The organism is Ruegeria sp. H6 (assembly GCF_056532975.1).
Genome location: NZ_JBQFOA010000002.1, coordinates 229088 through 243698, shown reverse-complemented (window position 1 = coordinate 243698; position 14611 = coordinate 229088). Strand labels below are relative to the sequence as shown.

10 protein-coding genes are annotated in these 14611 nt (G+C 59.2%); 2 read left to right on the top strand and 8 right to left on the bottom strand.

Annotation, left to right across the window (positions count from 1 at the left end):
• Window positions 1–169: 169 nt before the first annotated feature.
• The gene (locus ACR0AG_RS05875; RefSeq protein ID WP_480837746.1) at window positions 170–3523 is read left to right on the top strand and encodes an AAA family ATPase; all 3354 of its coding nucleotides are present in this window, start codon (window positions 170–172) and stop codon (window positions 3521–3523) included.
• On the opposite strand, the gene ACR0AG_RS05870 is transcribed toward ACR0AG_RS05875, so the two are convergent.
• From ACR0AG_RS05870 to ACR0AG_RS05845, 6 genes are all read right to left on the bottom strand, one after another.
• On the bottom strand, window positions 3516–4940 hold the full coding sequence (locus tag ACR0AG_RS05870) for a Dyp-type peroxidase (protein WP_480837308.1): 1425 nt from the start codon (window positions 4938–4940) through the stop codon (window positions 3516–3518). The genes ACR0AG_RS05875 and ACR0AG_RS05870 overlap by 8 nt on opposite strands.
• Window positions 4941–4959: 19 nt before the next feature.
• Window positions 4960–7068 (bottom strand): hypothetical protein, encoded by a 2109-nt coding sequence (locus ACR0AG_RS05865; RefSeq protein WP_480837306.1) that lies wholly within the window; start codon window positions 7066–7068, stop codon window positions 4960–4962.
• Window positions 7069–7071: 3 nt separating this feature from the next.
• The gene (locus tag ACR0AG_RS05860; protein WP_480837304.1) at window positions 7072–8181 is read right to left on the bottom strand and encodes a cytochrome P450; all 1110 of its coding nucleotides are present in this window, start codon (window positions 8179–8181) and stop codon (window positions 7072–7074) included.
• A gap of 352 nt (window positions 8182–8533) precedes the next feature.
• Window positions 8534–10714: a xanthine dehydrogenase family protein molybdopterin-binding subunit gene (locus ACR0AG_RS05855; RefSeq protein ID WP_480837302.1), complete on the bottom strand. Its 2181-nt coding sequence runs from the start codon at window positions 10712–10714 to the stop codon at window positions 8534–8536.
• Window positions 10715–10718: 4 nt separating this feature from the next.
• Window positions 10719–11183 carry a (2Fe-2S)-binding protein gene (locus tag ACR0AG_RS05850; protein ID WP_480837300.1) on the bottom strand — a complete coding sequence of 155 codons (465 nt, stop codon included), beginning with the start codon at window positions 11181–11183 and terminating at the stop codon, window positions 10719–10721.
• Window positions 11184–11272: 89 nt separating this feature from the next.
• Window positions 11273–12094 carry an SDR family oxidoreductase gene (locus tag ACR0AG_RS05845; RefSeq protein WP_480837298.1) on the bottom strand — a complete coding sequence of 274 codons (822 nt, stop codon included), beginning with the start codon at window positions 12092–12094 and terminating at the stop codon, window positions 11273–11275.
• A gap of 165 nt (window positions 12095–12259) precedes the next feature.
• Here ACR0AG_RS05845 and ACR0AG_RS05840 point away from each other — a divergent pair, with 165 nt between their 5' ends.
• Window positions 12260–13153: an AraC family transcriptional regulator gene (locus ACR0AG_RS05840; RefSeq protein WP_480837296.1), complete on the top strand. Its 894-nt coding sequence runs from the start codon at window positions 12260–12262 to the stop codon at window positions 13151–13153.
• Here the strand turns inward: ACR0AG_RS05840 and ACR0AG_RS05835 are convergent.
• Together ACR0AG_RS05835 and ACR0AG_RS05830 are read right to left on the bottom strand one after the other, a co-directional pair.
• Complete coding sequence (locus ACR0AG_RS05835; protein ID WP_480837294.1) at window positions 13150–13863, bottom strand: aspartate/glutamate racemase family protein; 714 nt, start codon at window positions 13861–13863, stop codon at window positions 13150–13152. The two genes, ACR0AG_RS05840 and ACR0AG_RS05835, sit on opposite strands and share 4 nt — an antisense overlap.
• A complete protein-coding gene (locus ACR0AG_RS05830; protein ID WP_480837292.1) occupies window positions 13860–14564 on the bottom strand; it encodes a GntR family transcriptional regulator in 705 nt (234 codons plus the stop codon). The genes ACR0AG_RS05835 and ACR0AG_RS05830 overlap by 4 nt, the downstream gene beginning before the upstream one ends.
• Window positions 14565–14611 lie beyond the last annotated feature (47 nt).

The window sequence follows — 14611 nt, the reverse complement described above, 5'->3', positions numbered from 1 at the left end:
TGTGGCCCAGGTGAAACCTGGCAAACCCCGCTGCGCAAACGATTTATGAGGCCGATCAAAGATCATTCCGTTGCGTCATGTATCATTGAATTGGCGTATTCTTCGAAAACCATGTTTAATTTGGGCTAAACGGCGCGAGTTGATACTATACTCGCTGCCAGTTGGTGTGATGTGGGGGGCTACGATGCACTGCAGTGTCTGTGGCGCAGCAAATGCTGAGGGTGCTGAAACGTGCTTTCGATGCGGTGTCGCGCTGAACCTTAGCTGTGTATCGTGTGGCGCTGTCTTGGCACCGGGTGCCCGCTTTTGTTCCGGTTGCGGTCAGCGTGTTTCGCAGCCAGAGGCGAGCCCGCACCATGGGATCAGAACCGACGGTGCGCAGGACGCGGCATCGTTCCTTTTGGGCGAACGTTCAGCGCGGCGAGGGGAGCTTAAGAACATCACCGTTCTTTTTGCCGACATCACCAATTCGACCGGGCTGATCGAGGGGATGTCGCCGGAGGATTCAACTCATTTGCTGCAGCCTGCGTTGAAGACGATGGCGCAGGCGGTGCACGATCATGGTGGTGTCGTCTCGCAACTGCAGGGGGACGGGTTGATGGCCCTGTTCGGGGCGCCTGTCGCGATCGAGGATCACGCGATCCGTGCCTGCCGCGCGGCCGTGGATATGCGGGACAGGGCGTCGCAGATCGGCGACGAAGGCGTACAGATCCATGTCGGCGTACATACGGGGATGGTACTTTTGAGGTCGGTCAATACGGACCTCTTCATGGAATATGACACCGCAGGCTGGACCGTTCACATGGCTGCGCGGATGGGCGAAATGGCCCAACCCGGTGAGATCCGGCTGACAGAGGCGACCGCTGAGCATTTGGAAGGGTTTGCCAGCCTCAAGCCGCTGGGTCTTGCGCAGATCAGAGGCGTCAAGAAAGGCATCGCCAGTTTTCTGCTGACGGGTATGTCGGCCAACCGTTCAAGGTGGGATGCGCGACGTACACGCGGGCTTAACCGTTTTGTGGGACGTGACGAAGAAATTCGTGTGCTGAATGCGGCCATCGCCTCAGCCCGGGACGGGCGCGGCGGGTTCGTTGTCATTCGGGGTGAGGCAGGGATCGGGAAATCCCGGCTTATCCATGAATTCGAGCGCCGCGCGCAGGCCTCGGACTTGCGCGTTCTGGACACCGCAGTGCGATCTGACGGTGCGGATATGGCGTATCTGCCAGTGCGTTCGCTGGTGCAGGCCTGGTTGCAGGACGGATCCTATAAGGCCGATCAACGCGCGACCGCCCTGGAAATCGAGTTGAACAATCTGGGTGCCGGTGCGGTCGACGCGCTGCCAGCCCTGCAATCGCTCTTGGATATCCCGGTCGAGGAGGAGGGCTGGCAACATCTGGACGCCTTCCAACGACGGCGCCGATTGACAGATGCCTTGCGGGATTGGGTCAAGGCGCTGGCAAAGCACTCTCCGCTGGTTCTGATCGTCGAAGATTTGCACTGGATTGATCAGGAAAGCGAAGAAGTCTTGCGGTGTCTGGCCGAGATTGTTCAGGATTTACCGGTGCTTCTGCTGGTCTCGTGTCGTCAGGAATATCAATGGCGCGGGCCGAAACCGACCCGGGTCCTGGAATTGTCCCACCTTGGCCATCAGGCCTCAATGGCGTTGTTCGAAGATTTGCTGGGCGATGACCCTTCGCTGCTTGAATTGAAAAAGGTGCTGATCGAACGGGCCGGCGGCACACCGCTGTTTCTTGAGGAACTGGCCCGCAGATTGGTCGAAACCGGGCAGCTGAGTGGCGAACCGGGGGAATATCGCCTGTCCGGCAGTGCCGCTGATGTCGAAGTGCCAGGCAATATCGCCGCCATCGTGTCCGCACGGATCGATTTTCAGTCACCCGAAGCCAAATCAATGCTGAACCTTGCGGCTGTGGCAGATGGCGGTCCGCTGTCTTTGCTGCTGCGCGCGAGCGAGCTGGATGAACCCGACTCGCTGGGTGCGCTGGATGCATTGTTCGACGCGCAACTGCTTCGGGAAAATCCTTCGAAAAACGAAATGCGGTTCAGCCATGATGTGGTCCGTGAGGTTGCGTATTCACTGATCCTCAGCACCAAGCGCCGTGAACTACACGCCCGGCTTGCGCGTGCAATCGAAATGGAGTTCGACGACAGGTTGGGTGAATATGTCGACCATCTGGCAATCCATTACCTCAAGGCAGAAGATTGGGAAAAGGCCGCCGACTACCACCTGAAGGCCTGTTTGCGGGCGACAGAGCGGTCTGCTAACAGGCAGGCAATCAGATTTGCCAAAGGTGGCGTTTCTGCGTTGTCGCAGCTTACTCAGAATGAAGAGGTGGTCAAAAGTACGCTGGATCTGAGGTTGATTGCCAACAACGCTTTGATCACAACCGGTGAACTGGATGAGATCATTGAGAACCTGAACAGTGCCGAGCTTTTACTGAAACAGCCTGTAGGCGCGCGCCGAGTGGCGTCGGTGAAAACGCATCTTGCCATCGCGCAATGGCTTCAGGGCTCGCATGCGGAAAGCCAGCAGGCCGCGACCGAGGCGCTGACCATCGCCCGCGAGATTGAACATCCCGCCCTGCAGATGGGCGCCTCTGCGGCGCTTGGGATGGCTTTCCACGCGACCGGGCGCTTTGATGAGGCGATCAAGCTGCACGAGACCTTGCGGGCGCAATTGCAGGGCGACGTCCGGTATGTCCGGGCCGGTTGGACGGTTTACCCTTTGGTCCTGGTCAATACGTTCCTCGCCTCAGCTTATCTGGAGCGTGGAGAGTTTGATCTTGCCCGCGCACGGATCGACGAAGGGGCAGCGTTCGCGGATGAGGTGAAACATCCCTATTCGCAGGCAACCATTCGCGATTTCGATGGCTATCACCTTCTGATGACCGGAAACGCCAAGGCTGCCGTACAGGTGTTTGAGGAAACGCTTGCGCTTTGCCAGAAATACGATCTGCGAAACCTGCACCGGTCGGTCTCTGCCAAGCTTGCGATGGCCGAAACGCAACTGGGCAAAGCGCAAGGCGCGTTGGATCGGATGGAGGCGACCATTGACCTGAAAGAGCACCTCAGGGGCGGGGCCTATATCTGGCATTGGCTCTATCTGGCGCGCGCCAACGCCCATCTTGCCAGATCGCAGCCCGAAGACGCGTTGCAATGGGTGGATCGCAGCGTCGAGCTGACGCGCCATGGGAACGAGCGGCCCCATCTGGGGCAGGCGCTAAAGCTCAAAGGCGACATTCAAGCCCGGCTCAGCAACGATCAGGCGCTGGATGCCGAGGCCAGCTATCGCGCCGCGATGGTCGAGGCCAAGGCGTGTGGGATGCGCCCCTTGCAGGCGGATACCGGGTTTGCTTTGGCGCAATTGCTGGCCCGGCAGGGCAAAGGGGAAGAGGCCGAGATGCAGCTGCGCGAAGCATTGACACTGTTCGAAGCTCTGGGCCTTTCAGGTAAGGTAGAATCGGCCACGACCCAGTTGCGACAACTTCAGGCGAGCCTGATCAAGTAGCCCAGTTCTGGGCCATATGCCGCAATGCCCGTAGGCCGGGCACAAAGAAATACGCCCCTCCACGCACGACGACGAAGGGCTCCAGATTGGGCGGCCGCAGGTTCAGGGGGCTGCTTTGGATCGTCATGGTCGAGCCCGGCTGATACTCGCCGATCAGGGGATCACGTTCATCGGTCAGGCCCGAGAATTTCGGGTTGTTGATCCAATTGTGCTGTACCGCTTCGAACTGTCCGGCGATATCCGCGTTGAAACACCCAAAGAGTATGCCCCTTGGTTTTTCGTTGTCTGCCGCCTTTGGGTTTTCGGTATCATAGCGCGGGCCATATATGCGCCCCCGCCGCAAAATTCGGTGCAGTCGGGCCTGTTTCAAGGCACGGTCCGGATCGCTACCCAACGTATCGCGCGGCCATGCACGGCGGATGTGTGATCCAACGGGGCACCGGAATCCTTCGCGATCTTCCGTGTGATAGAAGAAATCATTGGTTTGTGCAGGATTTTCCTTGTCAAACGGGCCAAAATCTTCGGAAAGCGAGTCATTTTCGGGAAATCGCGTCAGCGGAGCGCCATTGCGCCATCGTCCAACGACCTTGGCTGCGATCCATTCGCGGTAGTTTTCCTTGTCACCGTTACGCTTTTCTCGCGCGGCATAATCCAGCCAGTCTTCAAAGGCTTTGACGTTCTGCGCGAGCTCTCGCAGGACAAAATAACTGCCGTTCTGGCCAAAATCGCTACCATCGGGCGCCTGCGGAGACACCGGCAGGTTGTCGCGTTCGTTGCGGTACCCGATCAGAATTTCTCCGGGCGCGACCTGATGTAACCCGGCGGTTGGCCCGGTCACCTGCTGCCGATTGTCGCCAACAATCGCAGGCTGCGACAGACCATCGCGAAATCCGAAATGCTCGCGCTGATCCTCGGGCATTCTGCCCGTAAGGATGGCAATTTCCTTGACCCCGGTTTCGCTTTCCTTGCCGATCAGCTCAAGCGCCCGCGCTTTGGTATCCGACTTGCGAAATACCAAGAGCAGAATGTGAACCGGCTCTGTCGCGTACCCACCCCAACGCCAGTCTTTTGGGTCGTTCGGGCCGACATCGCCCAACATGCCCGACCGGCGGGAAATCGCGTCTCCCTCAGCCGGGGTCGGGGCCATGCCGTCGACGAATTCATGAGGGAAACCAGACGGTCTGGATTTGTTGAATCCCAGTTCGCAAAGCCCCCGAAAGGTAAAGGCCAGGTTAACCGCCTCTGTCACATCTTTGCTGCCGTCAACATCCGCACCGGTCGTGATCGTCAGGTCCCTGATCCAGGCGCGGGCTTTGTCGGTGTCCTGGATGTTCAGCAGCACATAGGCCGACTCGGTCAGCCATCCCATGCCGCGGCGAACAAACCCCTGTACGTCATCCCATTCCAATTGAGCCATTGCGTGTTCTCCGGGCCGGTCAGCGGATATTGCTGATCAGCATATCGATTTCAGCTTCGTCGAGGTCTTCAAACAGGGCGTTTCTTATCCGGCTGTTGGTATGAATATTCACACCGCCCGTCTGCGGATAGGCGCTGTACCACACCATCGACTCTTTCTGGCTGGACCGGACCGCGCGTTTGAACGGCCGTTCGTCACGCGCGCCTTTCCAGCCCAGACATTCGGTGCGCGGGAAACCGACGGGCGTATCCACGCCATGTACATCGACATGTTGGTATGTGTGCGACCAGATCGCGTTCAGCAATCGGACCGAGCCGCTGTCGATGAACCCGTCCAAATAGCTGGACCAACTGCCCTGATAGGTATCCAGAAACAACAGGCGTCGCCCTTTGTCGATGATCAGCCAACGCAGGAAGTGGATGTCGGGCACATCACCCAGCACGCCCCGCGTGAACCACCAGCGGCACATCTGATTGACCAGAAACAGGACAAGCCGCAGGCGCAGCAGACGCAGGCGGCCCGGTTTGATCCGGGTCACGCTGATCAGGTGGTTCTGCATCTTGTTGACGCCGTGCCCTTCGCGGTCAAAGCGTGTGGTATCCGTAGGGACCTGGGTCAGGATGCGCGCATCTTCATAGATGCGGTTGTCGATCAGTTTGCCTTGGACATAGACGTAAAGCAGCCAGATCGCCCCGATCGTGAGAACCGCGGCCAGTGTCACAAGCATGCTCAGCGCGCCGGTCACGCCCCAGCTGATGATCGTCGAAAACAACGTGCCCGGTGGGTCATCAAAAACGCCGGTGACCCAATTCAGCGCCACCAGCATCAGCCAGCCGATGATGGCCATTGCCAGTCGCAGGCCATCCGAGACAAAGGAAAACTTCGCGTGTTGCTGCGCCGTTGCGTGACCAAACATGCGGTCCAGCGCGGGCATGGATCGGATGTAACGTAGATAAAGCAGCGCTGCGCCGCACAAAAACGCGCCCAACAGGCCGAGCAGCGCGGCGGCCAGGTTTTGGTAAGCCAGCCATGCGGGGGGTGAGACGCTGCCGACCGTTGTCAGACCAAATCCAATCAGAACCGTCAGGGTGCCATAGCCCGCCAGAATGGCATAGAGGCGCAGGATTTGCAGCAACAGCCACCGGACACCCGCATCGCCGGGTTTTTCGTGGCGTTCACAAAAATACTGCACGCCGCGCGCCAAAATCCAGGTCAAAACCACCGAGGCCGCTGCCCAGAAATAGATACCCAGAACCGACAGCAAAGGGGCCGCCAGATCCCGCCAGAGGAATGGCAGGTCGGTCAAATACGCGACGAGTCGGCCGGCCCACCCGTTGTCAAAGGCGCTGGCACAGCCCCGAACCTGGTCGGTCAGGGATTGCATGCAATCGACAAAGGCCTGTGGCACAGGAACGGCGAGGTGAACACCAACGGCCGCAATCAAAAGCGCCAAAAGGCCACCTGCAACTATGGTCAGGTGCTGGCCCAGCCGTGTCTCAAAGGGCTCGTCCCGTTTTTCGGCGACCCACCGGAAATCCGCGCTGTTCTTTTCCCTTGGTTCCGGCGGGGTGAGGGCGACGCGGCGCAGGCGCCGTAGGATCGCGTTGCGATCCGATGGCACTCCGGCAGCTTGATCGGCAAGCCTTTCCAACTCAGAGACCAGCCGACAGCGCAGCTCTTCTTCGCCGTGGATCTCTGAAAGCGACCGACCGGGGTGCCCCTGAAAGAAGATATGAGGTTTGATATCGTGGCTGATCAGATAAGTGCGCACCTGCCGCGGCAACCCGGTGCCGGCCTCTGGGTAACCCGTGCAATGAGCATAGATTTCGTCCAGCCCGGGCCCACACAATTCGATCAGTTCATCCAGAAAATCCTGGCGCGTTCCGTCGATCGAGGCCTCGAGCATCAGGCAGGGTTCAAGCGCGTTTGGCCCGTGGTCTTCGTCCAGAATGGCGAAACACGCAAAATGCAACATGCGCAGTTTGTCAAAGGGCATGGTTGGGGTGCAGACCAAACGCTCGGTGGCCGGATCCCATTGCGGCTCGATCTTGTCCTTCAACACCTGGCGCAGGGCATCTGCGTGGTCAGGCTTGATCGGCGTGATTATGACGAGACCTGTTTGTTTCATCGCCTATGCCCGTATCCCGATCCACAGCCGATCTGCTGCGGCGCCCTTGTAGACGATCTTGCCGCGGCGGCCGGGCAGCCGTCTGACATTGGGTTGACGCAAAATTGCGCCGACGATTTCAACCAACGCGTCTTCGGCGATCACGCGGCCTATGCACTTGTGCAGACCGCTGCCGAAGACCAGCGATTTTTCGATGTCTCGTTCGCCGGAAAACTGGCCAGGGCCTTCGAACGCCAGCGGGTCGTGCATGCCAGCCAGAGGCGGGGCCCAAATCGTGGTGCCAGCGCTGACAACCCGGCGGCGCACACCGGGCGTGCCGATGATGGTTGCGCGCGGGCAATAACGGGCCAAAACCGGCAGCATCGGTCGAAACCTGAGCGCCTCGTAAACGATACCTTTCAGCGCGTCGGGGTCGTTTTGGGCGGCTTTACAAGCCAGTTGCAGAGCATCGGGGCGCTTCAACAGCTCATCAATCGTGCCCGAGGCAGTGCGCACCACGGTTGCCATGCCGAACACCACAAGCCCGCAGATCATCCGGGCAACCCAGTCATCGGTCATCCATGCGGGTGAGCCAGCCTGCCTGGCTTCTTGCACCAGACGAGTCAGAGCGTTCTGGTTGGAGGCGGCCGGGTTTGTGTTCTGGATCAGGTCCAGGACATGGCCGCGCAATTGAACCGCGGCGTTATCCGCCGCCACCCTTTCGGGCATTCCATGTGGCGGCAACAGAATGATGGCCGAGGCAAGCTCGGTCAGCCAACCGGCCAGATCCTTCTGGTCAGCGGTGCCAATGGTAACGCCGTAATATTGCTGGATGATGTGAAGCGAGACATTGCGCGCGAAATCCGCCACGTCCAGCTCGGACCCAGCGTTTGCCAGCTCCTGATCACAGGCATTTTTTGCGAGGTCCGAGATAGCGGGACCGCTGCCGGGACTCAGCGCGGTTTTCAGGGCGCCTTCCTGCTCGCGATGGCTGCGCGGCCAGTCTGTATCCAGAATGAAGGTCCCCGCCAGCATCCGGTCGCGGGCGAACAATCCAAGCTCAAAATCCTGATTGCGATTCAAGACGGCCTTCACATCGTCATGGCGGGTGACGATGGCAAATTTGCGAAACATGAAAATTGGCCGGACCTTGCGGAGCCAGCCGAATATCCATCTTGGTATGGAGGGATGGGTCAGGAAATAACCAGTCAGCCGAAACCCGGAACGCGCCCGCATTGCGCGGAACCTGGCGCTGATCCGCTCGATCACATGAGGAGATGTATAACTTGTCGGCGCGGGTGTATTCGTTTCACTAACCATAATGCACTCAACAGTAACATAAAAATGCAATTATCTGACGGTTTGGTGGGCTTTTTGGCAAGTCCGAAAACGAAAAATCGGCCCGTTGAGGGCCGATTTTTACCCTGTACCTACCCAAGAGCGGTGAAAAAGGCATCGCAGACCGAAGCCCGCGACGGCTGTTCGTTCAGGCGAAATACACGCCGTTTTCACTCATCGGCAGTTCCGAGACCCGCAGATCCAGTTGCGCAATGGCGTTGGCCAGAGCGGGTGCCGCGGGTGGCGTTCCGGGTTCGCCGATACCGGTCGGAGCCTCGGCGGACGCAACGATATGGGTTTCTATGGCCTTGATGTCCGAGATGCGCAGTGGTTCGTAATCCGGGAAATTGGATTGCTCAACCGCGCCCGCATCCAGGGTGATCTGATCCCGCATCGCGTGGCCGATCCCGTATCCGATGGCACCTTCGGTCTGTGCGCGCACCACGTCCGGGTTGACCGCAATGCCGCAATCCACGGCGGCAGTGACCTTTTCGATCTGAATGCCGTCGTCCGGTGTGCCAGAGATTTCGACCACCTCTGCCACGTAAGAGCCAAAGGACTTGTGAACCGCAATGCCCTGAACGTTGCCGCTGGCCGGGTTGCCCCAGTTTCCTTTCTCGGCAGCCAGTTTCAGTACACCGGCTTTGCGCTGGGCGTCGGCGCCGCCGCCTTCCAGATAGGCCAGACGGAACTCGACCGGATCGCGGCCTGCGGCCTTTGCCGCCATGTCCATCATCACTTCCATCACGTAGGCCGTATGCGTGTGCCCGACCGAACGCCACCACAGAACCGAGGTCGCTTTTTCGGTATCCGTCAGGCCGACCGACATGCTGGGGATGACGTACGGGTTGTCCGCAAGGCCTTCGACCGTGCTGTGGTCAACACCGTCATGCACCAGCATCGCCTCGAACGCGGTGCCTTTCATGATGGACTGACCGGCAACCTGATGCTCCCACGCTGCGATATTGCCGTCACTGTCCAGGCCAACACTCACTTTATGACCGGTGGCAGGGCGGTAGTACCCACCGCGAATGTCATCTTCACGATCCCAAACCAGTTTCACCGGGCGGGAGCGGTCTGTCATGACAAAGGCCAGTGCCGCCTCGACCTGATAATCCGCATCCGGGGTGGCCCGGCGTCCAAAGGATCCACCGGCCAGCATGGTCCGGATCTCGATCTTTTCAGGCGGAAGCTGGAAGATCTGTTGATAGGCCATATGCGGACCGGTCGGCATCTGTGCGCCGTCATGCAGGATGATCGTGCCATCCGCGGTCTGTTCGATGGTGCAGTTCAGCGGCTCCATCGGGGCGTGTGCCAGCAGAGGGAAGTAGAATGTCTTCTCGACAATCGTCTCTGCGCCATCCACGGCGGCGGTCACCGCCGCCTGATCCGCCTTGTTCACGTTGTAAACCGGCGCGGCGTCCAGCGCTGCCATCACCTCATCCCGGATTTCGACGGACGAACGGGCCTCAGCGGCTGACATATCCCAATCGACTTCGATCGCCTCTCGGGCCTGCATCGCGGCCCAGGTGTTTTCAGCATAAACCGCGACCCCGTGATTGGTGGGCAAAGGCATCGCCATGACAAAGCCCTTCACCTCTTTGGCGGCGCTGTCGTCAAAGCCTGCGACCAGACCACCACGCTGTGGGGTGCGTTTGATCATGACCACCATCTGATTGGGCAAATGCATGTCCATCGCGAACTTGGCCTGACCATTAACCTTGATCGGGCTGTCGACGCGGCGGGTCTTTTCGTTGCCGATGATTTTCCATTCGGATGGATCGCGTAGGCGTGGTGTTTCCGATGGCGGGATGCTGGCTGCCGCAGCAACAAATGCACCAATTGGTTCGGACTTGCCGCCGCCGGTGATCAAGCCGTCTTGAATGTCCAGCGTTGCGGGATCCACACCCCAGGCGTCTGTGGCGGCCTTGATCAGCATCTCGCGCGCATTGGCCCCGGCGGTGCGGTACTGCATCCAGGAATTGGCCATCGCGGTCGAGCCGCCTGTGCCCTGAAACTGGCCAAACAGAAGATTGTTGTATCGGGCCGCATCGGAGGGCGCGAACTCGAACCCGATCTGGTCCATGGTAACACCGAGTTCTTCGGCGATCAGAGAGGACAGGCCCGTCGCAGGACCTTGACCCTTTTCGAAGTGCTTGATGATCGCAATCACGTTGCCATCGCCATCGATTTTCACAAACGGATTCAGCATTGCGTCAGCATTGCCAGACGCAGCTGCGGCGCCGTTGGCATTTGCGCCGACGTAAAGGACGGCGGTTGCTGCAGCGGCAGATTTTAGGAACCCGCGACGGGAAAGATTAGCTGTCATCGTCTTAGGCCTCCAGGATTTCGGCTGCACGCAGAACACCGGCGCGGATGCGCTGGTAGGTGGCGCAGCGGCAGGCATTTCCATACATGTATGCGTCGACATCTTCGGCGGTCGGGTTGGCGTTTTCGCGCAGCAGGCCAACCGCGTTCATGATCTGGCCGGACTGGCAATAGCCGCACTGAACCACATCGAGCTCAAGCCAGGCCTGCTGCACGGCAGCGCCCACCTTGTCCTGTTCCATCATCTCGATCGTAGTGATCTCGGATCCTTCGACATCTTCGATATAGGTCTGGCACGAGCGCACGGGCTCGCCATCCAGATGAACGGTGCAGGCCCCGCATGAGGCGACGCCACACCCGAATTTGGTTCCGGTCAGTTGCAGTTCGTCCCGGATGACCCAGAGTAGAGGGGTGCCGGGTTCGGCCTCGACAGAATGCGTCTGGCCATTGAGTTTCAGCGAGATTGCCATGGCTGCTTGGTCTCCCAGTTGGCTGGTATGCTCATTTTGTTGGAATGGTAGTATTGGGTGGTCGTGGTTCAACTTGGGGCCGAGAGGGATCAGAGCCCCAGTTGCGCCTTCAAGCCGCCGATGAAGGCGTCATCATCCAGGGCCTTGCGGTTGTTCAGGTATTCTTCGGCGTCCGCACCGGCCCGATACCGAAGCGTGTTGGTGCCATCGGTCACCGCGGTCCAGATGACCTCGGCGACCACATCCGGTTTCGAGGTTTGGGCCGCCATTTCCTCGCTGCCCCACGCACCGAACAGGGCGCTGACGACCGGCTGGTATTCGGTCATCGTTTCGTCATTCACAAAGTCAAACGACCGCCCGCCAAAGTCGGTTGCGATCAGACCAGGCTCAACGATCTTGACCTTGATCCCGGCCGCTTCCAGCTCGTAGTGCAACGACTCGGAAATCCCTTCGACGGCGAATTTCGTGCCGTGGTACAGGGCACCCAGGGGAAATGTGATCTGGCCGCCGATCGAAGAAATATTCACGATTGTCCCGGACCCGTTTGCACGCATGTGGGGCAGGACCGCCTTGGTCGTTTCGATCAGCCCGATCACATTGGTGTCAAACTGGCGGCGGATGCGGTCCATTGGAAAGGCCTCAAGCGGGCCATAGGCACCATAGCCTGCGTTGTTCAGCAGAACATCGATCTTGCCGAATTTTTCGATCCCCGCAGCGACCGCCGCGTTAATCGATGCGGCATCCGTCACATCCAGGCGCGTGACAAGGATGTTGTCCTGCCCGGTCAGGTCCTGTTCCTTGTCGGGCGTGCGCATCGTGGCAACCACGTTCCAGCCGCGCGCGGCAAAAAGCTGGGCGGTGACCTTGCCAATACCCGAGGAAGCACCGGTGATCAGGATCGTCTGAGCCATGGCTAAAAAACTCCTAAACTGTGTGTGCTGCCAAATTAGCATCGCAGTTTTCGTGGGCCTTGCCCGATCCTCCGAATGATCTGCCTATTTCTCCGAGCGGGTGGATTTATGTGTTTCGAAGCGCGGTGCGCTCTCTATATTTGAACTCAACAAGGAGGCGTTGTGATGGTTCCGGACAAGCTGATCAAAGATGTTTTCCAACATGTCTCGGGTTGCGGGAAAATGGGTGAGGGGTGCGAAACCGGGGTCGATGGGTTGTATGCTGTCGCGAATACACAGACCACCGAGTGCTCGGCCACGTTTTATGAACCCATCATGTGTCTGGTCCTGCAAGGAACGAAAGAGGCTTATATCAGCAACCGTGTCGTGAGATACGGCGCGGGCGATACTTTGATCGTCAGCCATGCGGTACCCTTAGACGCCGCTGTGATTCAGGCGAGCCCGGATACGCCCTATGCCGCACTTGCTCTGGTACTGGACATGGCCTTGGCCCGCAGCCTGTATGACGAAATTGATGATGCTGCCGACACGGCAGGCAACCTGCATTCGGTGGATGCCGCCGCCTCGGACGCTGCATTGATTGATGCGGTGGGCCGATTGTTCCAGCTTTCCAACGATCCGGTCGAGGCCAAAGCCCTCGCGCCTTTGGTCCTGCGGGAGATCCACTTTCGCCTGTTGCGCGCCCGGCATGGCGGGATGTTGCGGCAGCTTTTGCAACAAGACAGCACGGCCAGCCGGATCTCTAAAACCATCGCCACGCTGCGCAGCAACTTCCGCTCAAACATTGCCGTTGCGGAACTGGCAATGGACTGTGGGATGAGCCTGTCTTCGTTTCACGAACACTTTAAGACGGTGACCGCCACGACTCCGTTGCAGTATCAAAAGGAATTGCGGCTGCTTGAGGCACGCAGATTATTGTCCGCAGGCGGCGTATCCGTCGCGGCAGCGGCCTATGAGGTGGGTTACGAAAGCCCCACGCAATTCAGCCGCGAGTTTTCCCGCAAGTTCGGCCTGTCGCCCAGCGATCAGAAGTCCGAAGCGCGGGCGATGGCCAGCTAGGGCCAGACCGGTGGGGTCAGCCCGGCTTGAAACCAGCTGATGAAACTCACGATCGAGAAAACGGGCAGACCCGTCGCCCGCTGAATGTCCGCCGCATACGGGCACATGTTGGTGCATTCCAGCACAATCGCGCCCAGATCAGGGTTGGCGGCCTGCAAGGCCAAAGCGGCCTCGATATTGTCCTGTCGGGCTTTGTCGACATCCAGAGTCAGTTCGTTGCCAAGAATGGCCCGGGTAAACTCCTGACCACCTTCGGTTGAGCCGATGGGCGTATCGGAAGGGACATTCGCCGCTTTAAGGTGGTCCGGCGTCAGGGTGGAGGCAGAGATGGTCAGAATACCGACGCGTTTACCCGCTGGAAGGATGCGATTGACCATCTCGACCTGCATCAATGAAGACGTGGCAACGGGAACCGGCAAAGCCTGCGACAGTTCTTTCTGGAACAGCGATAGAAACCCGCAATTGGTGGTGATCCCGTCGACGCCGTCCTTGACCAGATCCTCGGCCGCTTCGATGAAAGCATCCAGCATACCCTCGGCTCTGTGACGCACCACGCGGTCGGGTGAGGCGTCTCGGACAATGCGGTAGAGCACCGGAAACGGCCAGGTTTGGGCGTTGCCCATATCTCCGGGGATGCGGGGAAATTGGGCATCCAGCATGAGGATGCCAACAGAGGCGCCGTAAATGGATTTCCCGCCCTGAGCAATCATGCCTCAGCCTCCTCGATAATGCGGGCCGAGATGTCTTCGGACCCTTCCATATAGATGCTGGTGATGCCGTGGCGCACCGCGTCTTGCACCTGATCCATGCGTTTGGCGATATGTGCGCTCAGCACCCGCGCTGCCGTGTCCGCATCACGGTCCAGAAGCGCCTGCATGACCCGTTTGTGTTCATCCTTTGAGCGCTGAACGCGGTCCAAGCTCATCGAGATCCAGCGGATGTAGCGGATACGTTCGTTGATCCGCGTCAGCGTATGCAGCAATTCCATGTTGCCCGAGAGTTTCGCGATGCCCAGGTGAAACGCCTCGTCCCGATTGACGGCTTCCTCGACGGTCAGGCCTGTGATATCGATTCCGGTTGCGTAAAGCTCATCTTGCAGGGCATGCAATTTGTCGTCCGTTGCCTTGTCGCAGGCCGCGCGCACGGCGGCCGTTTCGATGATCTGGCGCAGCTCGAACAGGTCGTAAATGCTCTGCGCGTCCAAAGCGCGGCAAAAGAACCCTTGACCCGGGCGAAAGTCGAACAAACGTTCGGCCACCAGCCGGTTCAGCGCCTCGCGCAGGGGGGTGCGGCTTACACCGAGCTCTCTGGACAGGGCAACCTCGTTCAAACGGTCGCCCGGGCGCAGGCGAAAGGATACGGCCATGGCCTTTACCTGATCATAGATATCGTCAACCCGTGGACCGGTCATGAACCCCACCTTTTTCCGATGAAACAGGGGTGCCACAGGGAAATCTT